Origin of the sequence: Promicromonospora vindobonensis, from assembly GCF_042685865.1 — a bacterium.
GTDB lineage: Bacteria > Actinomycetota > Actinomycetes > Actinomycetales > Cellulomonadaceae > Promicromonospora > Promicromonospora vindobonensis.
Genome location: NZ_JBHUOG010000002.1, coordinates 2,856,148 through 2,881,195 on the forward strand (window position 1 = coordinate 2,856,148; position 25,048 = coordinate 2,881,195).

At 72.3% G+C, this 25,048-nt stretch carries 21 protein-coding genes; 4 read left to right on the forward strand and 17 right to left on the reverse strand.

Annotation, left to right across the window (positions count from 1 at the left end; all coding sequences use genetic code 11):
• Positions 1 to 23: 23 nt before the first annotated feature.
• The 7 genes from ACFS27_RS26070 to ACFS27_RS26100 form a co-directional block, all read right to left on the reverse strand.
• Entirely contained in the window at positions 24 to 1,391 is a 1,368-nt protein-coding gene (locus ACFS27_RS26070) for a sensor histidine kinase (protein ID WP_377189698.1), read from the reverse strand.
• Between the two features lie 177 nt (positions 1,392 to 1,568).
• Positions 1,569 to 3,821: an FtsX-like permease family protein gene (locus tag ACFS27_RS26075; RefSeq protein WP_377189701.1), complete on the reverse strand. Its 2,253-nt coding sequence runs from the start codon at positions 3,819 to 3,821 to the stop codon at positions 1,569 to 1,571.
• A complete protein-coding gene (locus ACFS27_RS26080; RefSeq protein ID WP_377189704.1) occupies positions 3,821 to 4,618 on the reverse strand; it encodes an ABC transporter ATP-binding protein in 798 nt (265 codons plus the stop codon). Before ACFS27_RS26080 ends, ACFS27_RS26075 begins: the two co-directional genes overlap by 1 nt.
• Positions 4,619 to 4,734: 116 nt before the next feature.
• Positions 4,735 to 5,934 (reverse strand): NAD(P)/FAD-dependent oxidoreductase, encoded by a 1,200-nt coding sequence (locus tag ACFS27_RS26085; protein ID WP_377189707.1) that lies wholly within the window; start codon positions 5,932 to 5,934, stop codon positions 4,735 to 4,737.
• Positions 5,935 to 6,035: 101 nt separating this feature from the next.
• A complete protein-coding gene (sigJ, locus tag ACFS27_RS26090; RefSeq protein ID WP_377189710.1) occupies positions 6,036 to 6,986 on the reverse strand; it encodes an RNA polymerase sigma factor SigJ in 951 nt (316 codons plus the stop codon).
• A 9-nt stretch (positions 6,987 to 6,995) separates the two neighbouring features.
• Entirely contained in the window at positions 6,996 to 8,174 is a 1,179-nt protein-coding gene (locus ACFS27_RS26095; protein WP_377189713.1) for a sensor histidine kinase, read from the reverse strand.
• Positions 8,175 to 8,834, reverse strand: coding sequence for a response regulator transcription factor (locus tag ACFS27_RS26100; RefSeq protein ID WP_377189716.1), 660 nt, complete (start codon positions 8,832 to 8,834; stop codon positions 8,175 to 8,177).
• A 176-nt stretch (positions 8,835 to 9,010) separates the two neighbouring features.
• On the opposite strand from ACFS27_RS26100, the gene ACFS27_RS26105 reads away from it, so the two are divergent.
• The 4 genes from ACFS27_RS26105 to ACFS27_RS26120 are packed head-to-tail and all read left to right on the forward strand — an operon-like array spanning position 9,011 to position 12,535.
• Complete coding sequence (locus ACFS27_RS26105; RefSeq protein ID WP_377189719.1) at positions 9,011 to 9,523, forward strand: hypothetical protein; 513 nt, start codon at positions 9,011 to 9,013, stop codon at positions 9,521 to 9,523.
• On the forward strand, positions 9,523 to 10,623 hold the full coding sequence (locus ACFS27_RS26110) for an efflux RND transporter periplasmic adaptor subunit (protein WP_377189722.1): 1,101 nt from the start codon (positions 9,523 to 9,525) through the stop codon (positions 10,621 to 10,623). The genes ACFS27_RS26105 and ACFS27_RS26110 overlap by 1 nt, the downstream gene beginning before the upstream one ends.
• The gene (locus ACFS27_RS26115; protein ID WP_377189725.1) at positions 10,620 to 11,348 is read left to right on the forward strand and encodes an ABC transporter ATP-binding protein; all 729 of its coding nucleotides are present in this window, start codon (positions 10,620 to 10,622) and stop codon (positions 11,346 to 11,348) included. The genes ACFS27_RS26110 and ACFS27_RS26115 overlap by 4 nt, the downstream gene beginning before the upstream one ends.
• Positions 11,345 to 12,535 carry an ABC transporter permease gene (locus ACFS27_RS26120; RefSeq protein WP_377189728.1) on the forward strand — a complete coding sequence of 397 codons (1,191 nt, stop codon included), beginning with the start codon at positions 11,345 to 11,347 and terminating at the stop codon, positions 12,533 to 12,535. The genes ACFS27_RS26115 and ACFS27_RS26120 overlap by 4 nt, the downstream gene beginning before the upstream one ends.
• Positions 12,536 to 12,560: 25 nt before the next feature.
• On the opposite strand, the gene ACFS27_RS26125 is transcribed toward ACFS27_RS26120, so the two are convergent.
• The 10 genes from ACFS27_RS26125 to ACFS27_RS26170 all read right to left on the reverse strand — a co-directional run bounded on the left by ACFS27_RS26125 (position 12,561) and on the right by ACFS27_RS26170 (position 24,946).
• Positions 12,561 to 13,409: a phosphatidylinositol-specific phospholipase C/glycerophosphodiester phosphodiesterase family protein gene (locus ACFS27_RS26125; RefSeq protein ID WP_377189731.1), complete on the reverse strand. Its 849-nt coding sequence runs from the start codon at positions 13,407 to 13,409 to the stop codon at positions 12,561 to 12,563.
• Between the two features lie 421 nt (positions 13,410 to 13,830).
• Entirely contained in the window at positions 13,831 to 15,762 is a 1,932-nt protein-coding gene (locus ACFS27_RS26130; protein ID WP_377189734.1) for a serine/threonine protein kinase, read from the reverse strand.
• Positions 15,763 to 15,790: 28 nt separating this feature from the next.
• Positions 15,791 to 16,681 carry a hypothetical protein gene (locus ACFS27_RS26135; protein ID WP_377189737.1) on the reverse strand — a complete coding sequence of 297 codons (891 nt, stop codon included), beginning with the start codon at positions 16,679 to 16,681 and terminating at the stop codon, positions 15,791 to 15,793.
• Positions 16,682 to 16,683: 2 nt separating this feature from the next.
• Complete coding sequence (pstB, locus tag ACFS27_RS26140; RefSeq protein ID WP_377189740.1) at positions 16,684 to 17,574, reverse strand: phosphate ABC transporter ATP-binding protein PstB; 891 nt, start codon at positions 17,572 to 17,574, stop codon at positions 16,684 to 16,686.
• An 11-nt stretch (positions 17,575 to 17,585) separates the two neighbouring features.
• Positions 17,586 to 18,611: a sortase gene (locus ACFS27_RS26145; protein ID WP_377189742.1), complete on the reverse strand. Its 1,026-nt coding sequence runs from the start codon at positions 18,609 to 18,611 to the stop codon at positions 17,586 to 17,588.
• Positions 18,611 to 19,513 carry a hypothetical protein gene (locus ACFS27_RS26150; protein ID WP_377189745.1) on the reverse strand — a complete coding sequence of 301 codons (903 nt, stop codon included), beginning with the start codon at positions 19,511 to 19,513 and terminating at the stop codon, positions 18,611 to 18,613. Before ACFS27_RS26150 ends, ACFS27_RS26145 begins: the two co-directional genes overlap by 1 nt.
• Positions 19,510 to 20,697, reverse strand: coding sequence for a hypothetical protein (locus ACFS27_RS26155; protein ID WP_377189748.1), 1,188 nt, complete (start codon positions 20,695 to 20,697; stop codon positions 19,510 to 19,512). The genes ACFS27_RS26150 and ACFS27_RS26155 overlap by 4 nt, the downstream gene beginning before the upstream one ends.
• 482 nt (positions 20,698 to 21,179) lie before the next feature.
• Positions 21,180 to 22,043 carry an Ig-like domain-containing protein gene (locus ACFS27_RS26160; RefSeq protein WP_377189751.1) on the reverse strand — a complete coding sequence of 288 codons (864 nt, stop codon included), beginning with the start codon at positions 22,041 to 22,043 and terminating at the stop codon, positions 21,180 to 21,182.
• A gap of 190 nt (positions 22,044 to 22,233) precedes the next feature.
• Positions 22,234 to 23,607 carry an Ig-like domain repeat protein gene (locus tag ACFS27_RS26165; RefSeq protein WP_377189754.1) on the reverse strand — a complete coding sequence of 458 codons (1,374 nt, stop codon included), beginning with the start codon at positions 23,605 to 23,607 and terminating at the stop codon, positions 22,234 to 22,236.
• 154 nt (positions 23,608 to 23,761) lie between these two features.
• Entirely contained in the window at positions 23,762 to 24,946 is a 1,185-nt protein-coding gene (locus tag ACFS27_RS26170; RefSeq protein WP_377189757.1) for a hypothetical protein, read from the reverse strand.
• Positions 24,947 to 25,048 lie beyond the last annotated feature (102 nt).

Below are 25,048 nucleotides of genomic sequence, written 5' to 3' on the forward strand. Positions count from 1 at the left end.
GCTCACGTCTCGGGCCTGCGCCGCTATCCGCGGCGCGGCGCCGCCTGGGCCGGCAGGGTCACGGCCACCAGCGTGGGCCCGCCGACCGGGCTGGACACCTCGAACGTGCCGTCGACGGACCGCACCCGCTCGGCCAGTCCGGCCAGACCGGACCGGAGGCCGGAGCCGTCGGGCGGCACCACGCTCGCGCCACCGCGGCCGTCGTCGTGCACCTGGATGCTGACGGTGCCCGCCGCACCGGCCCCGAACCGCTCGACCAGCACGTGCACGCCCGACGCGCGGGCGTGCTTGGCGGTGTTGGTGACCAGCTCCGCGATCGTGAAGTAGGCGATGGACTCGATGGCCGGAGCCAGACGCCCGTTCGCCTCGACCTTCGGGTCCACCTCGACGGTGACCGGCAGCGGGGCCCGCGCGGCCAGTGTCGCGAGCGCTACCGCGAGGCCGTCGTCGAGCGCGGGCGGGTGGATGCCACGGGCGAGCTCGCGGAGCTCGACGAGCGCTTCCTTCGTGGAGGTGTGCGCGGTGTCGAGCAGCTCGGCGGCCTGGCGAGGGTCGCCCTGCCGGGCGAGCTGTTCCTTCGCCTCGCCGAGCTGCATGGCGACGGCGACCAGGCGGGCCTGCGTGCCGTCGTGCAGGTCGCGCTCGATGCGGCGCAGGCGTGCGTCGGCGTCGTCCACCGTCCCGGCGCGCGAGGCCTCGAGCTCCGCGACGCGCAGGCTCGCCCGGGTCGGGCTGAGCAGGGCGACGGCCAGGATCCGGATCAGGGCGACGAACAGCCACTGGACCCACGGCCACAGGAACAGCAGCACCAGACCGCCGAGCGCGATCAGGAGCTGGCCGAGGCTCGTGCTGGCGAACTCACCGCCGCGGTACCACGTGCCGTCGCCTGCCTGCTCCAGCGGCAGGAACCGGTGCCAGAACCAGAAGGTGAGACCACCCAGCCCGGCGGCGAGGAAGACCGTGCTCGCCAGGAAGCCGGCGACCGTGGCGGGGAACGAGCCGATCATGAAGAGCACGGCGCGCCAGCCCGCCGGGTCGCCGATCGTCGAGCCAAGGGCACGCCAGAAGCCCGGCCGACGGACGACGAACGGTGCGGGCGCGCTGATGTCCACGTCGAGCGTGGCGCGTACCAGGCCTCGATACGTGGCGCCCCAGCCACGCGCGCCGAGGACGACCGCCCCTGCGACGAACAGGCCGACGACGGTCACAGCGGTTCCGACCGTCAGCGCGATCGAGAGGATCCCGTACGCGAGGGCGAACGGCGCGAGCAGCAGCACGAGCCACAGGAACCCGTACTGGCGCCAGGTGCGGCGCGCGAAGGGCGCGTTCAGGACGTGTACGTCCGCCTCGGCGGTGCCGACCGCCTGCCGGTTGAGGGCCATGGATGTCATGCTCCCAGGTTCGGGCGTGCGGGCCGTCCCCGACAGGGGGCGCACCGCCGAGCAGAGGGGGGATGTCCCCCGACCAGGTGCCGACGTCGGCCCAGGACCGGGAGACGCCGGGGACGACGAGCGGCCAGACCTACGAGAGTTCGTAGGTCTGGCCGCCCGTACGTCCGCCGTTCGTGGCTACTCGACGGCGACGGCAGACTCCGCCGGCCGGCCACGCGTCGCCCGCCAGGCGGGGAGCAGTGTGGCGCCGATGGTGATCAGGACGACCAGACCGACGATCGCCGCGTAGATCAGCGGGGAGCCTGCGGGGAGCACCGTGTCGAGGCGCTTGAGGCTGACCGGGACCAGGATCGCCAGCGCCGCCGTGGTGCCCAGCGCGACGCCGGTGACGGCCACGATCGCAGCCTCCATCCCGACCATCTGCAGCACCTGGCGGCGGGTCGAGCCCACGAGCCGCTGCAGCCCGAACTCCCGGCGGCGCGCGCTCGTGCTGGACACCAGGGTGTTGATCATCGTGATCGCCGAGTACCCGACGAGCATCAGCACCATGATGTAGATCGCGTAGGAGGCCGTCTTGGTCTGCTCCTCGTACTCGCTGTACAGCACCTCCCGGTCGGCCACCGTCAGCCCGTCCGTCGCGGCGGTCAGCTCGGTCAGGTCCGCCAGCAGCTGCTCCGGGTCGGTGCCGTCCTTGGCGGTGACCAGGATCCGTGACGGCGCGCCCTGGGTGGTGTGCGCTGCCAGCGTCTCGGCCGGGAGCAGCAGCGTGTCGTAGTCGTCCGCCGCGGAGAACAGGGCAGCCACCCGCACGTCGAGGAACGTGTTGTCGCCCATCCGGAGGGTGATCGTGTCGCCGACGCCGACGCCGAGCGTCCCTGCGTGCTCGTCCTGGATCGCGACCGTCGCGCCGTGCAGGTCGGTGAGCGCACCCGCGGTGGTCTCGACCGGTGTGCCGGCCTCCGCGCTCTCGGCGTTGACGCCCTGGAGGGTCCAGCCCTCGCCCATCGGCGACACGTCGTCCGGGCTCTCGACGAAGCCGGTGCTGCTGACGTGCTCGGACGCCCCTGCGACGCCCGGCAGCTGGTTGATCTGGCCGACCAGCGCAGGGTCGACGCGGTCCTCTGCGGTCACCACAGCGTCCGCGACGATGCTGCTCGCGTAGGCCTCCCGGTCGGCGGTGTCGTTGGTCGTCTGCAGGTACAGCATCCCGGTCGACACCCCGGTCAGCAGGATGACCGGCCCCATGACGGCCGCCAGCCTGCTGGTCCGGCCGCGTGCGTTGAGCACCGCGAGCTCGCCCGTCAGCCCGCCGATGGCGCGCACCGGCCACTGGACGACGAAGATCATGAGCTTGGCCAGGACGGGCGCCAGCACCGCGAGCCCGATGGTGAACACGATGACGGCCGGGGCGGCGGTGGCGGGCGCGAGCGGTCCGCTCAGCACCGCAACGGTCACGATGGTGAGCGCGACCCCTGCACCGACGAGGATCAGCCCCGCGAGCGCTCGCCACCCGCTGATCAGCCTGCCGTCGAGGGCAGCCTCGGAGAGCGCCTGGCTCGGCTTGACGCGCGCGGCCCTCCGGCCTGCCCCCAGCGCGCCGCCCAGTGCCGCGACGATCGCGACCACCATCGCGACGACCGTCGGGATCCAGCCCTGGTGGAAGGCGACGCCCACGGTCGCGATGCCCTGGTCGGCGAGGAAGCCGAACACGAGCTTGCCCAGGACCTGCCCGGGGATCACCGCCGCCGCGGTCGCGACCAGGGACAGCACGAGCGTCTCGCGGAGGATCAGCCGGCGCACCTGACGGGGCGTCGAGCCGATGGCGCGCAGCAGCGCGAGCTCCTTCTGCCGCTGCGAGATCGACAGCCCGAGCATCGACGCCACACCGAAGACCGAGACCAGCAGTGCGAAGGCGCTGAACACCCCGGCAAGGGACACGACGTTCACGCTGGTCGCCGTGGCTTCACGCAGCTCGGCCCTGCCTCGCTCGTCGCCGACCAGGGTCAGCGTCTCGCCGGTCAGCTCTGCGTCGATCCGCTCGCGCAGCTCTGCGACGTCGGTACCGGGGTCTGCGACCACACCGATCGCGTCGACCGTCCCGGCGGGCGGCGCGCCCTCGAAGACGTAGGTCTCGGTCTCCCGGACACCGGGAAGTGCCGCGATGGCGCCCTCGAGCCCCTCGTCGATCCGGACCCGCTCGGGCAGGATCGCCGGCTCGTCCTCGTCGCCGCCGGGCGCGCGGTGCGTCTGGTCACCGGCGACGACGACGTCGGCCGAGGCGAGCTGCTGCGGAGGAGCCGCGGCGCGGATCCCCGTCTCGATCAGTCCGCCGCAGGCCATCAGGATGACCGCGGCGAAGAACATGGCGAGGAAGGCGGCGACGAACGTGCCGGTACGGAAACGTAGGGTGCGGAGCGCGAGCTGCAGCATCAGCGCTGCCCTCCCACGGCCGCGGAGGGCGGCTGGGGCGCGTCGTCGGCATAGGCTCCCAGGTGGGTCATCCGCTCGGCCACGGCGTCCGCCGTCGGCGAGTGCAGCTCGCCCACCACGCGCCCGTCGGCGAGGAACAGGACCCGGTCGGCGTAGGACGCCGCGACCGGGTCGTGCGTCACCATGACGATCGTCTGGCCGGCCGACCGCACCGAGCTCCGCAGCAGGGCGAGCACGTCCCGGGCGGTCCGCGTGTCCAGGGCACCCGTCGGCTCGTCGGCGAAGATGACCGCCGGCTCGGTGATCAGGGCACGCGCGATGGCCACCCGCTGCTGCTGCCCACCGGACAGCTCCGCCGGACGGTGCTTGCGCCGTTCGGCGAGACCGACCTGTTCCAGCACCTTCAGCACCCGGTCCTTCGCCGGGCTCCGGCCGGCAAGGCGCAGCGGCAGCGTCACGTTCTGCTGCACCGTCAGGACCGGGAGCAGGTTGAACGCCTGGAAGATGAAGCCGACCCGGTCCCGGCGCAGCTCGGTCAGCTGCGTCTCGTCCATGGTGCTGAGCTCGCGGTCCTCGAGGACCACCGAGCCGGACGTCGGCTGGTCGAGCCCTGCCGCGCACTGCAGCAGCGTGCTCTTGCCCGAACCGGACGGGCCCATGATCGCCGTGAACGTGCCCCGGCCGAACTGCGTCGTCACGTCATCGAGCGCCACGACCTGGTTGCCACGCCTGCCATAGACCTTACGGACTGCCGTCAGCTGTACCGCGTCGGTGGCGCCGCCACTGTCTGTGAACATTCCTTGCACCGCTCCCCCCGTGTCACGCCTGGTTGCGTAAGCACGAGGACGACGCTATGGAACGCGCGGCTCAGCCGGTATGGAGCCAGCCCGTCAGCTCCGCTGGGGCCAGCCGGTCAGCGACCGGTGGGGACAGCCGTACCCGCGAGCGCCAGCCTGCGGCGGCGTGCCGGGTACGGCAGCGGGTGGGCCACCATGAACGCGGCGCCGGTGCAGACCAGCTCCTTGTAGCGCGCGGCGAGCCGCCCGCCGGGGGCGGGTGCCTTGGCCCGGTCGTCGGCCGTGACGAGCTGGATGACGGCGTCGCGCCGGCCCAGGCTGATGCACTGGTGCACGTAGCCGAGCGGCATGTTCGGGAGCTTGCCGCCGGTCAGGCGCGCGACGACGGAGTCGGCCGCCTGCCAGGCCATCGGGATACCCGAGGCGCAGGACATCCGCAGGGGCGTGCCGAGGGGGCCGTCGGCCAGCGCGGCGTCGCCGACGGCGTAGACGTCCGGGTGCGAGACGGACCGCATGGTGCCGTCGACGACGATCTGGCCGCTCCCCGAGACCTCGAGCGCCGTGGCGGCGGCGATCGGGTGCACGGCGAACCCTGCGGTCCAGACGGTGACGTCCGCAGGGATCGTGGCGCCGTCGCCGGTCAGCACCTCTGCGGCGCCCACCTGCTCGACCTGCGCGTGCTCGTGGACCGTCACGCCGAGGCGGCCGAACGTGCCCCGCAGGTGCCGTTGCCCCGCCGGGGAGAGCCAGTCGCCCAGCCCGCCGCGGACGGCAAGGGCTACCTCGAGGTCGCCGCGGGCCTCGGCGATCTCGCTGGCCGCCTCGACACCGGTCAGGCCGCCGCCGACCACCACGACGCGGCCGCCGGGGGCCAGCTCTCGCAGGCGCTCGCGCAGCCGGACCGCGCCGGGCCGGCCTGCGACGTCGTACGCGTGCTCGGCGACGCCGGGCACGCCGCGCCGGTCCAGCGAGCTGCCGAGGGCGTAGACGAGCGTGTCGTAGCCCAGCTCGCCCGCGTCGCCCGCGCCGTCGGCCTCGGTGAGAGCGACGGTCCGGCGATCGACGTCGACGGCGGTGACCCGCGCGACCCGCAGGGTGGCACCCGTACCGGCGAGCATGTCGCGCAGCGACCGGTGCCGGAGCTCCTGCCCGGTGGCCACCTGGTGCAGCCGGACCCGTTCGACGAAGTCCGGCTCGGCGTTGACCAGGGTGACGTCCACGTCGTCGGCGTGCAGACGCCGCGCGAGGCGGCCGGCGACGGAGGCCCCGGCGTATCCGGCGCCGAGTATGACGATGCGGTGCTTCATGGTTTCCATCAGCTCCTGTCGTGGGGTGACCGTGCCCCCTGAACCGGGTGGCCGCCCGATCCCTGACACCCGCACGTGTGACGGTGGTCACCCGCCGTCCGGGTCTCGCCTCACCAGCTGAGCAGCGGTTCGCCGTGGTCCGATACCGCCCACTGCCGGGCCGCGCGGCCCAGCTTGTCGGGGTTGACCTGGCTGAGCACCGCGGAGATCCCCTCGGTGGTCGCCTCGAGGGTCATGACGCCGACCAGCTCGTCGTGCACGACGACGACCAGCGCCGGCCGGCCGTTCGCGGTCCACGCGTAGAGCTCGGGGCGCCCGCCGAAGAGCGCCCACTTGGCCTCCGCCGGCCGGAACAGGCCGCGCAGGAACTGGGCGACGGTCTCTGCGCCGAAGAACGGCGTGCGGCGTGCCGGGATCTTGCCGCCGCCGTCGCCCATCCCCATCGCGTCGGAGGTCAGGAGCCGCACCAGCGGTTCGGTCCGGCCGCTCGTGGCAGCCGCGAGGAACTCCTCGACGACCTGGCGGGCGGCGGTCCGGTCGACGTCGGCGCGGGGCCGCTCGGCGTCCAGGTGCCGCTTGGCGCGGTGCAGGATCTGCTGGCTGCCGACCTCGGTGATGTCGAGCATCTCGGCGATCTCCGCGTGCGGGAGCGCGAACGCCTCCCGCAGCACGTAGACCGCCCGCTCGTTCGGCGTGAGGCGCTCCATCAGCACGAGCATCGCCGTCGACACGGAGTCGCGCTGCTCCGCGGTGTCGGCAGGGCCGAGCATCGGGTCACCGCCCAGCACCGGCTCCGGCAGCCACTGGCCTACGTAGACCTCGCGGCGGGCGCGCGCCGACCCCAGCTGGGTGAGGCAGAGGTTCGTCAGCACCCGGGTCAGCCACGCCTCCGGCACCCTGATCTGCTCGCGGTCGGCGGCCGCCCAGCGCAGGAACACCTCCTGGGCGACGTCCTCTGCCTCCGCGGCGGAGCCCAGCAGGCGGTACGCGATGGCTTCGAGGCGCGGCCGGAAGCCCTCGAAGGCCTCCACCTCGTCCTGCCGAAGCGGCTCCTTGGTCATGGTCCGACCCTACGATGCCGGCTCCGGGGCACCTGCCGGCCGTGGCAGGTCGAGATGTACGGTGAGGCCGCCGTCCGCGTTGGGGTGCAGCGCGAGCGTGCCGCCGTGCGCTGCGGCGACGGCCGAGACGATGGCCAGGCCGAGCCCGTGGCCCGTCCCGCGCGTGAGGGTGCGGCCGGCGCCACGCACGAAGGGCTCGGTCAGCGCGTCGAGCGACTCGCGGGGCACCTGGGGTCCCGTGTTGGTGACGGTGACGTACGCCCGGTCGTGGTCGGTGGTGACCCGGACGGTGGCGTGCCCGGCAGGCACGTTGTGCCGGATCGCGTTGCGCACGAGGTTCGTCACGGCCTGGCGCAGCAGCACCGGGTCGCCGAGGGCCACGCACGGCGGGCCTTCGGCGGTCAGGTCGACGTCGACGGCGACCGCCTCGTCGGCAAGCTGCGCCACTACGTCGTGGGCCATCGTCGTCAGGTCGACCGGTACACGGGCCGCCGTGCCGGAGTCCGCTTCGGCGAGGTCGAGGAGTGCGTCGACGGTCTCGACGCTGGCGCGGTTGACCTCGCCGACGCGCTCCGCCAGCCGGCGCAGCTCGGCCCGGTCGGCGTCGGGGTCGGCGAGGGCCACGTCGATCATCGTCTTGGTGGTGGCCAGCGGGGTGCGCAACTCGTGGGAGGCGTTGGCGGCGAACCGGCGGTGGGCAGCGAACGAGCGCTCCAGCGACGCGAGCATGCGGTCGAAGGTGTACGCGAGGTCGTGGATCTCGTCGTCGGGGCCGTCGAGGCTGATGCGGTGGTCGAGGGTGCCGGTGGACGCGCGGTTGGCCGCTGCGTTGATGACGGCGAGCGGCCTGATGATGCGTCCGGCCATCAACCAGCCGACGGCGCCGCCCAGCACCGCGAGCAGCACCAGCGCGCTGACCGAGGCGATCAGCAGGTTGTCGAGGAAGTCCTCGGCGCTGTGGATCGAGATGGTGCCCGTCGTCGGCTGGATCGGTTCAGGTCCGGAGCCCGAGTGCGTTCCGTGGGTGAGGGGCTCGATCTGATAGATGGGCACAAAGCGCATGTACAGGTACACGAAGGCGATCAGCACCGCTCCGCACCCGGTGACGAGGCCCGCGTAGGTGAGCGTCAGCCGGGCACGGATCGTCAGCGTGCGCCGCCGCTCGGCCGGGTGTGGTCCGCCGGTCACTCAGGCACCGAACCGGTAGCCGGCGCTGGGCACGGTCTGGACGACCCAGGGATCACCGAGACGTCGGCGCAGATTGGAGATGGTGACGCGGATGGTGTTCGTGAACGGGTCCGTATTCGCGTCCCAGGCCCGCTCCAGCAGGGTCTCGGCGCTGAGCACCCCGCCGTCGGCGTTCATCAGCACCTGGAGCACAGCGAACTCCTTGGGACTGAGCCGGATCAGCCGCCCGTCGCGGTACACCTCCCGGCGGAAGACGTCGAGCCGGACGCCGTGGGCCTCGACCACCGGGGGTCGCGCGGGCTGGGTGCGGCGTTCGAGCGCACGCAGCCGGGCGACGAGCTCGGGGAACTCGAACGGCTTGAGCAGATAGTCGTCTGCGCCCAGCTCGAACCCGGTGACACGGTCGCCAAGGGTGCGCGCGGCGGTGAGCATCAGCACCCGCACCTCGGGGTGGTCCCTGGCGAGCCGCGCGCAGACCTCGTCGCCATGGATCCCTGGCAGGTCACGGTCGAGGACTACGACGTCGTAACCGCCCACGGCGACCGACTCGAGAGCAGCCGTCCCGTCGTGGACGACGTCGGCGGCGATGGTCTCGCGACGCAGACCCACCCGGACGGCGTCGGCGAGATATGGCTCGTCCTCGACGATCAGTACACGCACCACCGGCCCCCCGATCCAGGTCAAAGGCATGAGTTCGGAACAAGGCCAGGGAATCACATCAGAGGTTCGGAGAACGTAAAGGAATCCCTGTACACCCTGGCAACACCCCCGGTGCTCGACTGTGAACCGTCCACGGACAGCCCGTGGATCCGGACCACCGGACCAAGGAGCACCTCATGCACAAGTATCGAACCTCGAAGCTCGCCGCCGCGGCCCTGGCGATCCCGCTCCTGCTCGTCGCGCTCACGGCCTGCGGCACCACCGATGACTCGCTGGATGCCTCCGGCAGCACCGACGGCTTTGGCGCGACGGACGAGTCCTTCGAAGAGTGGCGGCTCGCATACACCTCCTGCATGCGTGAACAGGGTGTCGACATGCCCGACCCAGGCCCGGACGGGGGGATCGAACCGTCGACGGACGACGGGTTCATGGCCGCGGACAAGGCCTGCAGCGAGAAGCTGGGCAGTCCGCCGGCACCGTCCGACGGGGACGAGCCGGTGCAGTCGGACGAGGAACGGCAGGCGGCGATGCTGAAGCTGGCCGCGTGCTTCCGCGACAACGGCGTCGACCTGCCGGACCCGAAGCCCGGCGAGTTGGTGAACATCCCCGATGACATCCCGGAAGAGGTCTTCGAGAAGTGTGTGTCGAACGACGGCATCAACGGCGCCGGCGCATCGGGAGACAGCTGATGGCAGGCACCGACGAGACCGGAGCGGCCCACGCCCGGCCCCGGCGCCAGCGACGGCGCCTGGTCATCTCGCTGACGGCCGTGGCCGTGGTGGCGGGCGGCGCGGGTTTCGGGATCCACGCGGTCGCGAACCAGTCCGACGAGCAGGGCCAGACCGCCCAGGCGTTCCGCGGCGCCACCGACAAGGTGGTCCGCAGCGACCTCGAGGGCAGCACCACCGCCCAGGGCACGCTGCGGTTCGCCGACCCGCGCCCCATCCAGTCCGCCCGGCCGGGAGTCGTGACCGGCCTTCCGAAGGCCGGTTCCGTGGTGAGCCCGGGCGAACGCCTCTACGCCGTCGACAACGTGCCGGTGTTCCTGCTGCGTGGCGCGCTGCCGGCGTGGCGGGACCTCGCCGTCGGCATGAGCGACGGGCCGGACGTGCGGCAGCTGGAGCAGAACCTGCGCGACCTGGGCCACCTCGACGTCGAGCCCGACGAGACGTTCACCTGGACCACCGTCGAGGCGATCATGGACTGGCAGGAGGCCGAGGGCCAGAAGCGTAGCGGCACGCTGCCCCTCGGATCGGTCCTGTTCGCCGACGGCGACCTGCGGATCGGCCCGTTGACCGCGAGCGTCGGGAGCCAGACAGGCTCCGGGTCGGAGCTGTTCGAGGTGAGCGACACCAGCCAGGTCGTGAACGTGGACCTGCGTCTGGGGGACCAGCGGCTCGCCGTCGTCGGCAATCCGGTCATCGTGCATCTCCCGGGCGGGTCAGAGACCACAGGGAAGATCACCTCGGTCGGCAGCCCGACCGAGGCCGAGGACTCCAGCACTGTCATCCCGGTGGTCATCTCCCTGGACGCCCCGAAGGAGGCAGCGGCCTTCCAGGAGGCCACGGTGAACGTCGACATCCCCAGCGAACGGCGCAAGGACGTGCTCTCGGTACCCGTGGGTGCACTCATCGCGATCACCCCCGAGCAGTTCGGCGTCGAGGTAGTGGCGGCCGACGGCAGCACCCGCCAGATTCCCGTGACCACCGGCCTGTTCGCCGGCGGCCGGGTGGAGATCTCGGGCGACGACGTCAGGGCCGGCCAACGAGTGGTGGTGCCCCGACGATGACGACCACGACCACCCTGTCCGCGCGCTCGGCGCTGAACCCGCTCATCGCGCTCGACGACGTCTACCGCGCCTACGGCCAGCCGCCGGTCCTGGCCTGCGCGGGGGTGACGCTACGGATCATGCCCGGCGAGCTGGTCGCGATCGTCGGGCCCAGCGGGTCCGGCAAGTCCACGCTGCTGAACCTCATCGGCACGCTGGACCGCCCCACCGCCGGCGTCGCGCGCATCGACGGCCTGGACGTCAACGACCTGGACGACCGGTCCCTCTCGGCCCTTCGGGCGTACCGCATCGGGTTCGTGTTCCAACAGTTCCACCTGGCCGACGGCGTCACCGCCCTGGACAACGTCGCCGACGGCCTCCTGTACACGGGCGTCCCACGCGCCGAGCGCCGCCGTCGGGCCGCCGAAGCGCTGGACCGCGTCGGTCTGGGCCAACGGTTCGACCATCAGTCCAACCAGCTCTCCGGCGGGGAGCGGCAGCGGGTCGCGATAGCCCGCGCCGTGGTGGGCGACCCGCCCCTGCTGCTGGCCGACGAGCCCACCGGTAACCTCGACACCGCTTCGGGCGCCTCGATCGTGGAGCTGCTCCACGAGCTCAACGCGCAGGGCACCACGGTCGTGGTGATCACCCACGACACCGAGCTGGCCGGACGACTGCCCCGGCAGATATCGCTCCGTGACGGGCGTGTGGTCAGCGACTCCACGACGTCGGAGGGGACGGCATGAGCACCGCGACCGTGCGGTCGCGACTGCTCGGCCAGGACGTGGTGCGCCTCGGCACCACGGGGCTGCGCGCGCGGCCGACCCGCGCGGTGCTCTCCGCGCTGGGGATCGCCATCGGCATCGCAGCGATGGTCGCCGTGGTCGGCATCTCGTCGTCCAGCCAGGCCCGGCTGAACGACCAGCTCGCGCAGCTCGGTACAAACCTGCTGACCGCGCAGGCCGGCACGAGCATCACCGGGAAGGAGACCGACCTGCCGTCCGACACCCTCGGCAAGGTGCGGCGGGTCGACGGGGTCGAGAGCGCGAGCAGCACCGCGATCCTGCCGGAACCGGTCTACCGCAGCTCGCTGTCGGACCCCGACGCCACCGGCGGGATCGCCACCATGGCCGCTGACCGGAACCTGCTCGGTGTGGTCTCGGCCCAGGTCAGGTCCGGGAGCTGGCTCAATCGCGCCACCGAGAGCTTCCCTGCGGTGGTGCTCGGCAGTGCCGCCTCCGAGCGGCTGGGGGTGACGGCGCCAGGGACCCAGGTCTGGCTGGGCGGCACCCACTTCACCGTGGTCGGCATCCTCGACCCGGTGGCGCTGGCTCCCGAGCTGGACGCCGCCGCCCTCATCGGCGCGGACATCGCCACCGACCTGTTCGACTTCGAGGGCAGCCCCACCACGATCTACGAACGCTCGGCCGACGAGGCCGTCGAGGACGTCCGCGCCCTGCTGGCACCGACGATCTCACCGGAGGCGCCCAACGAGGTCGAGGTGTCCCGCCCGTCGGACGCCCTGGCCGCGCGGACCGCCGCCAACCAGGCGTTCACCGGTCTGCTGCTCGGGCTCGGTTCGATCGCGCTGCTCGTCGGCGGGATCGGAGTGGCCAACACCATGATCATCTCCGTGCTCGAACGCCGGCGGGAGATCGGGCTGCGGCGCTCCCTCGGGGCTACCCGGCGGCACGTCCTGGTCCAGTTCCTCGCCGAGGCACTCCTGCTCTCCGCGCTGGGCGGCCTCTTCGGGAGCGCCTTCGGGGCGGGTGCCACCGCGATCATGGCCGGGGTGAACGGCTGGCCGTTCGCCCTCCCGCCGGCCGCGATCGTGGTGGCGGTCACGGCCACGCTCGTCATCGGCGCGGTGGCCGGCCTCTACCCCGCGGTCCGCGCGGCCCGGACCCCGCCGACGGCAGCCCTCGCGTCCTGACCCCGATCCCACCGTCGAGTGCGGGCTAGCGGGCCGAGAGGAAGGCGTCCAGGGCTGGGAGGTCGTCGGTGTTGATGTGGTCCACCCCGGCGTCCGCCAGCTCGGTCCACATCGCCTCGCGGGCGGCACCCGGCTGGTCGGGCGTGGCCCAGAACCGGACCCGGTAGCCCGCTGCGTGCGCCTCGTCCACGAAGGCGTGCAGGCGCTCCCGCTCGGCGGCAGGCATCGCGCCGTCGCCCTGCCAGGTGAACAGCTTGGTCCAGTTGTCGCTGACCAGCGGCATCAGGCTTGCCGGCAGCCCGGAGCCGAGGTCGCCGGACCGCCCGTCGTAGAACGCGTAGCGCACCGGCTGCTCCCGCATGGTCTCCAGCGGCCGGTTGCCGCTGATGACGGCGGTGACGGGGCCCGTCCGCACGCGGTCGTGCACGGCGCGGGTCATGATCGCCTTGTGCTCGGCGAGCTCGTCGTGGATCGCGGCGTAGGTGCGCTCGCCGTCCGACTTGATGTCGATCAGGAGCTGGAGGCTGCCGTCCCAGCCGGGGTAGACGCTCCGGCCGCGACCGCGCGCCAGGTCCTGGAGCGGGTCGAGGTAGAGGCTCTCCAGGGTCCGGGCGGGGTCGACGTCGACGAGGTCGTGCGCGACGAGCAGCTCGCCGTCGACCAGCCAGACGTCCGCCTCGACGCTGGTGAAGCCGTGGGACAGCGCGTCGTGGAGCGGACGGTCGTGCTCGTAGTCGTTGTGGGCGTGCGCGGCGTCGTGCGGCTCGCCCAGGTCGACGCCGCCCGCTGGCGGCGTGGCGGACGCCGGCGTGGCCAGCCCCGCGAACAGCGTGGCGGCCGCGAGGGCTGCTCCGACGATGGTTCGTGCGCGCATGGTCGTCTCCTTGTACCTGCCGGCCGAGCACCGGCTGACTGGTGCCCATGCAAGCGCCGGGCGCTGACGGGCAGGTGAACTGCGCGCTACGGGCGCCCGTCGCCGAGCCGAACCGCTCCGGCGCAGGACGTGGCAGACGCTCGGCGCCGTTTCGGAGGACGCCTGCCGGGCACGTACAACCCTCGCGAGGGGTGCCATGCGGGCTGAATTCCGTACACCTCAGCCATGCCAAATTCACCTCCGTCGAACTGTTCAGCAGAGATGAATTTGACATGGGTGAGCCGAACGAAGTTCACCAAACCTGACACCTGCTCCCCGGGTCTACCCTCTCCCGACCGCTTGAGCGGCGACTCGGCACGGTGGTCGCGCGCAGAAGCCCTGCCCGGAGCCCTTGCTCAGCGGCTCCGCCAGAACGCCCTCGTCAGGACGGTGAGCCCGACGGCGTCGGCTCCGGCTCCCCGATCAGCACCGTCACGCTGACGCCGAGCCGCAGTACCGTGCCCGCCAGAGGCGTCGTACCGGAGGCCGGGAGGGTGGGCGGCGCGTTCGGGTCCTCCAGCACCGGCTCGAAGCCGGCGGACTCGAGCTCGGCCACCGCGGCGCCCAGCGTCATGCCCTCCACCGTCGGCACGGCGTTGCGGCCGCTCGCGACGGTGACGTCCACGGCGGCACCCTCACGTACGGAGCGGCCAGCGCGGGGCCGCTGACCGAGCAGGGTGTCGGCGGGTTCCGGCGCGTCCGCTCGCGTGACCTCGCCGAGCACCAGGCCGGCGTCGCCCAGCGCCACCTGCGCCTCGGCCAGCGTGCCGGTCAGCACCGGCACCCGTGCTCGCTCCGTGCTCGGCGGCGGTGCGGCGGTCGCGGTGGCCGTCGCTGACGACGTCGGCGTGGCGGACGGCGACGACGTGGCGGTCCGGCTCGGCGTCGCCGTCGGGGACGGATCGCGCGATGCCAGGGGCGACGGGCTCGCCGAGCGCGACGGCGTCGAGGCCGCGGACGCCGAGGTGGTGGCGCTCGGCGACGGGGACGGATCGCTCCCGGCGAGCCCCGGTGCCGCCACGGCAGCCCAGACGGCCAGCGCGGCCACGAGCAGCCCGATCACCACGACGCCGACCCCCACCGCTCCGCCCCTGGTGGCAGGCACGGGCTCCCCCGCCCCGTCGACGGGCTTGAGGTAGTCCAGCTCCCCCGATCGTCGAGTGCTGGATGTCTGTCCGGTTGCTGCCGGTTGATCGGACGAAGATCCCGCACTCAACGGTGCGTCGGCGGGTGCGCGGGTGGGATCGGGCAGGTCGCGCGTCGCTTGCGCCAGCGCCGCGCGCATCTCCTCGGCATCGCGGAAGCGCCGCACCGGCGTCTTGTGCATGGCGCGCGTCACCACCCGGTCGAACGCGCGCGCCCCCGGGGCCAGCGCGGACGGCACCGGCGGCGGAGCGGACACGTGCGCGTCCAGCACCTGGGCGTCGGTGTCGCGAGGGAAGGGCGGTCGGCCGGTGAGCAGGTAGTACAGCAGCGCGCCCGCCTGGTAGACGTCGCCGGCAACACGCACCGGCCGGCCCTGTGCCTGCTCGGGCGACATGAACTGGGGGTTGCCCACCACCGTCCGGGCGTCACCGCCACCCGCGACCCTCGTCCTCGCCACCCCGGCCCCGCCCTCGTTCCCGGCGCCGGCAGCCGGCCCGACGGCGGCGGTCCGCCCCGGGGCGACGCCGAGCACCACGGTCACGGCGGACCCGTCGGCGCCCGGCCCGGCGCGCAGCGTGTCGCCGTCAGCCCGCAGCACCCCGCTGCCGACGGCGGTACGGCCCGCGGCGTCCGCCAGACCGAAGTCGACGAGCCGCACGTGCTCGGTGCGCAGCGCCTCATCGGGCTCCACGCCCTGCAGCAGGACGTTCGCCGGGGACACGTCGCGGTGCACCAGCCGCACCTCGTGCGCGACGGCGAGCGCGGCGAGCACGCCGTCGAGCACCGCGGCGGCCTCGGCCGGAGGAAGCGGCCCGTCGGCGTCGACCCGCTCACCGACGCTGCCGCCGTCGACCAGGTCGAGGGCGATCCATGCGAGCGCGACCCCTGCCGCCTCCTCGACGCCGGAGTCGTGGACGGCCGCGATGTTGGGGTGGTGCAGCTCCTGGGCGGCGCGCGCCTCGGCCAGGAAAGCGTCGCGAGACGCGGCGTCGGCGGTCAGGTGCGGGTGCAGGATCTTCAGGGCGACCGGCCGGCCGGCCTCAGCAGAGCCCTCCGCCGCCGCACCGGTGTCCTCCGCTGCGAACACGGACGCCGTCCCGCCCACGCCGAGCAGGTCCCCGAGCACGTACCGCCCGCCGAACGTGGATTCAGCATCGTCGCTGGTCACAGCGTGGCGCCGCCTCCGTCGTGGGCCATCATGGGCGTGCCGCCAACCTGCGGTAGCTGGCATCGCGCCGCGCCCTGCGCGCTACCGCGGCGACTACCAGCCCGAAGCCTACGGCTCCGATCGCGATGAGCAGGGTGGGCCACAACCAGGCGGGAGCAGTCGCTCCCGTTGAGCTGCTCGCGCTGGTCAACGGGGCTGCGCTCGACGTCTCCGGCGTCGGGCTCCCCTTACCTCTTCCTTCGTGGTTGCGCGCCGAGGGTTCCTCCTTCTCGACCCGATCCTCGGCGGCCGGGGTGGCACGCCTCTCGCGCTCGTCCGGACGCACCTCTTCCTCGGCCGGCTGCTGCACGTCGGCGGGCTGCTGCGCGTCGGCCGGTCCGGCCTTCGAGTCCACGTCCTTCGTCGACGGCACACGCGGTCTCGGAGCGGTCGTCGAAGGCGTCCACGACTGCACCAGCTCGTCGTCTGCCGCGGGTGCAGGCGTCTCGAACGCGAAGGTGCCGATCGTGTAGTTGTTCGTGTCTCCGAGTCCCTGCGCGGTCCGTATGGTCAACCGGAACTTCGTGCCGGGATCCAGTCCCTCAGGCACTCTGAACTCGTACTCGTACGTGACCCCGTCGAACGTACCGAAGAAGGGCGCGGGGTGGATCTCGATCGCGCCCGGCTCCAGGATCGCCTCCAGCCGGTGCGAGCTGCGGTGAATCTGGCCGGGATCGAGCAAGGTGTACGAAAGATTGACGCCGGTCCCGGCGTCGAGCACGAGCGGAACCCGGCCGAGATACGACTCGCCGGTCTCCATGTCTACCGCGGTGGTCTCCGCCAAGATGACCTCCTCGTACTCGGATGCTGCCGCGACAGCTCCGCCGGTCACCACGAGGCCGATGGCGGCGAGCGCGACAGCGACCAGGCGCCCTGCCACCGTCACCCGAACCGGCCGTTGACGTAGTCGTAGGTGCGCTCGTCCTGCGGCTCGGAGAACATCGCCTCGGTGTCCCCGTGCTCCACGATGGCGCCCGGCGTGCCCTGCGAGGCGAGGAAGAACGCGCACTGCTGGGAGACGCGCTGCGCCTGCTGCATGTTGTGGGTGACGATCACGATCGTCACCTCCTTCTGCAGCTCCACCATGGTCTCCTCGATGACCCGGGTGGACGTCGGGTCGAGCGCGGAGCAGGGCTCGTCCATCAGCAGCACCTTGGGCCGCACGGCCAGGGACCGCGCGATGCACAGGCGCTGCTGCTGCCCGCCGGAGAGCCCGCCGCCGGGCTGGGAGAGCCGGTCCTTGACCTCCTTCCAGAGGCCCGCGGACGTCAGCGACCGCTCGACGAGCTCGTCCTTCTCGTCGCGCGACGCCCGGAGGCCGGTGAGCTTGAGCCCCGCCACGACGTTGTCGTAGATCGACATCGCCGGGAACGGGTTCGGCTTCTGGAACACCATGCCGATGTCCTTGCGGGCGTCCTGGATCTTCTTGCGGCGGTCGTAGATGTCGTCGCCGTCGAGCCGTACCTCGCCGGCCAGCGCCGCGATGGGCACCAGCTCGTGCATCCGGTTGAGGATGCGCAGGAACGTCGACTTTCCGCAGCCGGACGGCCCGATCAGTGCCGTCACCTGTCCGGCGGGCATGGTCAGCGACACGCGCTCCAGCACCTTGTGCGAGCCGAACCACGCGGACACGTTCCGCGCGTCCAGCACGGACAGCTCGTTGCCCGACGGCGGTCCTTGCACCGCGCCCGGCGACGTCGGCCAGTCGGCCGCCGGCTCAGGGGCGACCGCCGTGCTCGTGGCGGTGCCGGTGGACTGTTCCTCGATGGTCATCCCAGGTCCTTTCACAGCAGGTTCGGCAGCGCGTCCATGACGATGTCGGCGCAGGTCACGCCGAGGGCAAGCAGCACTGGCACGCCGATAAGCCAGGCGTGCCACCGCCCCCACGAGGTCCACAGCCACCACAGCCCTACGCCGGCAGCCACGAAGAACACGAGCACGAAGAAGGCGATGTACCAGGCACCGTCGTCGCCGGCCATCTCGCGCTCCTCGTCCGGGAGCGCCGGTTCGGCCAGCACCTTGGTGGGGGTCTCCTGCAGGTCCGAGACGAGCTGGGCGTCCACGTGCAGCACGCCGGACGGGAACAGCTCCAGGCCGTCGGCGGTCATCAGCTCGAGGCGGCCCTGTCCGGGGGCGAGCGGCTTGGGCAGCGGGTCGCCCGCGTGCCGCAGTCCGAACACCCGGAAGGTGTGCTCGCCCTGACCCGTGGTCACGTGGATCTCGTCACCCGGTGCCAGCCGGTCCAGGCCGCCGAACGGCCCGCCGTAGGTGACCTGGCGGCCCAGGACCACCGACGTCCCGGCCTGGCCCGGCAGCACGGAGTCCCGCCGGTGCCCCGGGCCGGAGCGCAGCACGCGCGAGGTCGAGCTCTCGGCCACGACCTCCGTGACACCCAGCGCCGGGATCTCCAGCAGCGCGATCGGCGTGCCGGCCTCGACCAGGTCCCCGTTCAGGTCGAGCTGACCCACCGGTGTCTCGGCCTTGGCCAGCGTGGTCCGCAGCTCGTCGTAGGCGAGGAGCTGCGTGCGGTGGTGCTGTGCCGTCGAGAACAGCGCGGTGTGCGCCACGAACGCGAGCAGCAGCATGGACACCGTCATGATCGCGGCGCCGGCCCACCACCGCGCGTCTCGGGGGGCGAGCTCCCGCGTGGTCGCTGCGGCCGCTGCCGCCGCGAGGCGGGCGTTCTTGTACCGGGCGCCGAACGTGTTGCGCACGGCGTACGGGCTGGTCGGCGCGTCGTCGGCCGGGCTGGGGTTGTCCGGCAGGTCCTTGACCGTGGTGTCGGACGCGTTGGTCGGCGGGTTGCTCATCAGGCCGCCACCTCCGCGCCACCAGCGACCGGCAGGCCCGCGCCCGGTGCGCGCATCAGACGGAACACGTACCAGCCGCCCGCGCCGACACCGACCACGCCGAGGCCGCCGCCGGCCCACCAGGCCCAGGCCGGCACACCGGCGGCCGCTGCGTCGTCACCGGCCGAGCCCACGAGGAGCTCCGCGAGCGCGACGCCGCCGCACCAGCCCGTGAGCTGCAGCGTGTGCGGGCCGGCCGTGGTCTTCCCCGAGACGGTGAAGACTGCCTCGACCTTGCCCTTCCGGTCCGCCTCGAGCGTGCTGACGATCTGCGGCTCGGCGAACAGCACGAGCTGTACCTTCTCGCCCTTGCCGTACCCGTCGGCCGTCGCGGTGACCTTCTGGCCGGGCAGGTACACGTCCTTGTCGAGGCCCGCGATGTCGCCCTCCGTCGCGGGCTCGGTCGGCACGGGTGGTTTCTCCGGCACGCACTTCGGGGTGCCGGACGACGTCGTGTCGGCCGCGTCGCCGTCCGACCCCGTGGCCGCCCCGGTCCCGGTTCCACCGCCGGTGGCCCCGTCCCCGGTGCCCGGCTCGCCGGAACCGGGCGTGCCCGGGGCGTCGCCCGTCCCGTCCGGGGAGCCTGCGCCGGACCCGCCGCCCCCGCCTGCGCTGCTTCCCGGACCGGCGGGCGCCTCGCTCCCCGGTTCGGTGGGCTCGTCGGTCGGGTCGTCCGTCGGATCATCCGTCGGGTCGTCGGTGGGAGCGCCCTCCGGGATGGTCACGCTCACCCCCGTGCCCTCGTCGTCAGCGGCGTGCGCCGCCCCGGCAGACAGTGTCAGCGTTCCCGTCGCGGCGGCCGCCGTCAGCGACGCTGCACAGAGCAGCCCGCCAACGCGCCGCCGCAGGTGTCCCAGGCTCATCGGAGAACCTCTCTCTCGGTCTCGGCATGCGTGCCTGCCTCGGCCAGGGCCTCGGCGCGGACACGTTCGGTGTAGGCGGCCAGCTCCTCGCCCAGCAGGCGCCGCGAACGCCGGCGCCACGCCACGAAGGCCCAGATCGCGCCCGCGAGCACCAGCACGATCCCGGCCAGCGGCCAGGGCACGGCCCAGGCCTGCGCCGACGCCGTCACCGGGGCGGGCAGCGTGTCGTCGTCGGCCCCCTTGCCTGGACGTTCGGCAGCAGCCGGGGTGACGGTGAGGTCGGCGAACAGGAGCAGCACGGGCGGCACGCCCGGCACCTCGGCGACGACGTGCGCGGTGCCGCCGGGCACCAGGTTCTCGACCGGGTCGACGTCGGCCGCGCCGAGGTCCATCCCGAACGGCCCGGTGATCCGGACCGCCGGCTCACCGGAGATGCGCGTGTTGCCGGTGTTGGTCAGGTCGAACCCGACGGTCGCGGTACCGGCGCCGAACGGGTTGGCCACGCCGTCGAACCCGGCGACGACGCCGGTGACGTCGAGCGCGGGCTGCGTCTCGCCGTCGACCCGCAGGTAGATGCGGGTACCCACCCGCTGCTCCACCTGCACGGCCGACCCGTCACCGTCCGCACCGCCCGAGCGGAAGGAGGCGACGATGCCGGCGGCGTGGTCGCCGGGCGTCGCGTCGTGCGGCACGGTGATCGTGAACGGGATATCGGCGCGGGCGCCGGGCTTCAGCTTCACGACCACGCCGAGGTCGGCCGCACAGGACGCCTCCGCGTCGTCGTTCGTGTCGGGGCAGACCGCGGAGCCGGAGTCGACCGAGGTCCACGACCCCATGCCGGTGGAAGCCTGGTCGGCACCGATCAGCGTGAAGGCGCCGGTGTCGTAGTCGGTGGTCGCGTCGGACCCGTAGACCCGGAAGGTGGCCGGGCGGTCCGAGAAGTTGGACACCGACACCCAGTCGCTGATCGTGCTGCCGGGGGCGACGTCATAGGTGAGCTCGGTGCGCCCGTCGGGGCCGTCAGGGCTGGAGGGCTGGACGCTCCAGGTGACCTGGCGGTCGTCGGCGGCGGGGAGGACGGCGGCGTGCGCGAGCTCGGCCTGTGCGGGGGCGACCGTGCCGTACAGGACGGCGAGCACCCCGGCGGCGAGGACGCCGCCCGTGAGGGTCCTTCGGACGATCATCGTGAGGTTCTCCAGACCCGGTCGCGGCCCGTGCCGGACCGCGGGATACATATGCCGACGCCGCCTTCTTGGGCAGCGCCGGTCTGGACCTTCGAATCATCGTGACGGGCCGTGCGGTGGGCAAACATCGGGGAGGCGGAGCGCACGTAGCCGCTGAGCGACACCCAGATGGACGGCACATGGACAGCGGCGGCGCACCCGCCATACAACCACGCTGACCTGGGGTTTTACTCTCCCGCAGTGGTGCCTGCGCGGTGTTCGACGGCGGACGGCGGGCCGGTTGCGTGCCGAGGGACCACCCGAAAGGAGGGGGTGATTCCCGTCCGAACGGAGGGGGTGTCGATCCGGGAGGCCATGGCTCCGGGCGCTCGTCGAGGTCGTCCGGAAGTACGCGAACAAGCCACGGTAGATGACGAGACGGCCCCGGCCCGCTGGTTTGCGGACCGGGGCCATCCGGAGGGTTCAGCCGGCGAACAGGGTCGTCAGCAGCTCACACGAACCCGGTTCGACGTGGAACCGTCGTGCTGGGCGTCACCCGAGTATTCCGCGCGGAAGGTGTACGTCTTCCACGGCTTCAGGCCGGTCGCCTTCACCGAGGCGACGCCGTCGGTCACGGTGCCGGTCCCGACGGTCTTGCCTGTGGCGACGTCCTTGAACGTCACCGTGCCGGTCGCGGAGTCCGGACCGACCTGTGCGGTCAGCGTGGCCGACTTCCAGTGCGCCTTCGCGGTCAGCGTCGTGGTGGTGGTCTCCTTGACCGTCTCCCACGTGCCGGTGTTGGTGGCGTCGTTCCACGCGAGGCGGACGTCCACCGAGAAGTACTTCGAGGCCCCCACACCGTCACCGGCGGGCGGGAACGTGGTGCCCGGCGCGTCGCCCGGGTCGCACGTGATCACGTAGGTCGCGACGCCGCTGTGGCCGTCGAACCGGTCGGCCGGGAAGCCGTAGACGGCCCAGCGGGACGCAGACGTGCCGGTACGGAGGACCGGGTTGCCGTCGAGGCCGGATCCCTCGATCGGGGAGGCGGCGACCTTCACCAGCCCAGGGAATCCGGTGTCGGTCGGGGAGACGGTCGTCGGCCACGTTCCGTCCGGCCAGACGAACATCACGCGGGACGAGCCGCGGTACCCCTCGGGGCACCCGATCTCCGTCGTCAGGGACTGAGGGCCGCCCGGGCCGGAGATGTCCCCGGCCGTCTTGTCGAGGGTGATACCACCCAGGCGGTTGCCGGTGTCGAGCACCGGGTTCACTGCCTGCGCGGCCGGGGCGACCAGCGCCGCCCCGAGCGTCAGCGTGAGCGCAGCCGCGAGGCGCATGGCCACCCGGCTGACGGTGATGTGAGACATGAGTCCTACCTTTGTGTAGAATTCACCCCATAGGTCACGAGCGACCTGTGCCCTCGCGGGCACGGCCCCTCACCCTGGATTGAGCCCCGGGTGAGGGGCCTTCGCATGCGGGCAGGGGACGGCACCCGCACGGGAACTTGTGGGAGCGGGGCGGCCCCGTCGTCGGAGCCGCCCCGCGTCGTGCCGATCGTCAGATGAGGGTCAGTGTGAGGGTTGCCGCGTAGTCACCGGCGGCCGTGTCGGCGGGCGCCCGGAGCGTGATCCCCGCACCGACCCGGGTGTCGGACTGCGTGACCCCGGCCAGCGCCTGGGCGAGCGGCTTGTCGGCGGAGAGACCGCCGCCCGCGCCAGGAGTGACCTCGGTGCCTGCGGTCCCGGCGTTGCCGGTGCCGACCAGCTCCGGCTTCCAGCCCAGGGCCGAGCCGTCGATGGTCGCCTCGCCCGGGCCGTCGAAGTCGGACGTGCGGCCGTTCAGGGTCCACTGCTTGCGGTCCGTCCTGGTGTCGGTGACCCGCACCTCCTGCAGCGTGCCGGTGGCGACGAACTGCTCGCCGTCCAGCTCGGCCTGCGCCAGAGCCACTCCGCCAGGGCTGACCGTGAATCGCAGCCCCTGGGCCGACGCCGGGATGGTCACCGTGATCTCGGTGTCCTGCGGGGGAACGGGCTCGCCCACCGTCGTGACCGTCAACGTGCCGGATGTCGACGCCTCGTGGCTCGCGTCACCGGCGTACTCGGCCGTGAACGTGTACTCGTTGTCCGCCTCGAGACCGCCGACCACCGTCGTCGCTGTTCCGCCGGACATGTTCTCCGTCGCGATCGTCGAGCCGTCACCGCTCTTGAACGTCACTGCCCCGGACGCGGCGGACGGCGCGACGGCCGCGGTGAGCCGGACCCTGCCGTCGTTCAGCGCGGCACCGGTCAGCGTGGTGGTGGTGTCCACCTTCTCGATCGGGACGTCGGGGACGACCTCCCAGGTGCCCGTGTCGGTCGCGTCGTTCCACGTGATCCGGACGTCGGTCGAGAAGTACTTCGCGCTCGCGACACCCTCGGTCGCAGTCGGAACGGTAGTACTGGGCACAGTGCCCGGGTCGCAGGTGATGACGTAGGAGGCAACGCCACTGTGGCCGTCGAACCGCGCTGCCGGGAAGCCGCCCCCGTTCCACCGCGATGCGAAGCGCTGGGTCGTGCTGGAGTTCACGCGGTCGATCGGGTTGCCGTCCAGGCCGGTGCCCGCGATCGGGTGTGCGCCGCCGTAGAACAGTGCGGGCAGCCCGGCGTCGCTCTGACCAAGCCGCTCCGGCCACGTCCCGTCCGACCAGACGAACATCACGCGGGACGAGTTGCGGTAACCCGCAGGGCAGCCTGTCTCGGTCGTCAGACGCTGTGGGCCTCCCGGATAGGAGATCTCGCCACTGTCCACGTCGAAGGTGATGCCGCCGAGCCGGTTGCCCGGGTCGAGGTTCGGGGCCAGCGCCGCCGCCGGCGTCGCGATGAAGCCTGTGAGAGCCACCGCGATGGCGGTGACGAGAGCGAAGCCCGTGCGTCGGGCGGTATTGATACGCATCGATCATTCCTTACTGGAGGGCCGGCAGACCCGGTGCGCGTGCGACCGGGGGGCGTCGCCCCGACGGATGATCCGCCGGGGCGACGCGTGGAACCGTCAGGCCTGCCCGCCCAGGGGGCGTGCGAACCCGGTCAGCCGGAGCTGACGTGTTCCGTCAGTTGGTGCGGTAGGACTCGGCGTCACCGGCGCGGTAGTTCTCGCCGTTGATCAGAACGCCGTTGATCCCGGAGTCACGGTCGATGAACGAGCCGAAGCCGAAGTCCTCGATCGTGAACGAGCCGGCGCTCGACGTGGCGCTGTACACGGCACCGTCATCGCCCACGAACGCGTGCTCGAGGTTGGCGTTGTCGGCGATGTCGGAGTGCCGCACCACCGTGAACACCGGACGAGCGATCGGGAACGCGGTGTTCAGCGCCCCGTCGACGATCGGCTGCGTCACGACGCCGCTGTTGTTCTTCATGGTGTGCAGGACGGCACCGTCGCGACGGTCGAGGACGGTGACGCCGTACCGGGTGGACAGCGCGGTCGCGTTGCCCTGAGCGATGTACTGCGCGATGGAGAACGGCGCGATCGAGTTGGGCACGGCCGCGAGCGGCGCACCGTCGTGCTCCTGGACCGAGCCACCGGAGTAGGACCACGCGACGGCCGAGCCGAGCGTGGCCTCGGTCAGACCGAGCTGACCGACGAAGAACGAGCGGGTGCCCGAGCCGGTCTGGGGCAGGAACGGCACGATCTGGGCGCCCGTACCCTCGCGACCCACCGTGTACGCCACGTTGTTGCTCAGCGTGACGCTCTGACCGTTGGACGCGCTGTAGATGGCCGTCAGGTCGGCCCTGGTCAGCTCGTCCGGGACGGTCGCACCCGGCGCCGAGGCGTAGGTGACCGCGTCCACGGCGAGCGGGATGTACGAGTAGTCCCCACCCGGGACAAAGGTCGCAGCAGAGGACGAGCGAGCGAACGAGATGTCCTGGCTGTTCAGCGTGACACCCTGCCACTGGCCACCCGTCTTGGCCGCCTTGAGCGCGTTGACGCCGCTGCCGGAGCCGTTCGGCCGGGCGAAGGTCGCCCCACCGGTACGGGTCTGGATCGTCGCCGAACCTGTGGCGTCCCACGAGCCGAGGATCAGCGCGTCGTTGTTCGTGACCACGGCCGCGAGGCCGTTGTTCAGGTCCTGCGTCGTGTCGGAACCGACGCCGTCGACCGGGCGAGCGAGGTCGGTCAGGCCGGTCTCGGGGTCGATCGGGTCAGCCGAGGCGCCGAGCGCCCCGCCCAGGAGAAGCGCAGCAGTCGCGGCGCCGGCAAGGAGCGCACGGGCTCCCCGCAGGTGGTGCATAGACATGTGCATGCCTTTCCATCTAGGGTGTCCCCCCAAAGGTCGCGTGCGACCCTGTGTCCTTGCGGACACGGCCCCTCACCCTGGTTTCGCGCCCCGGGTGAGGGG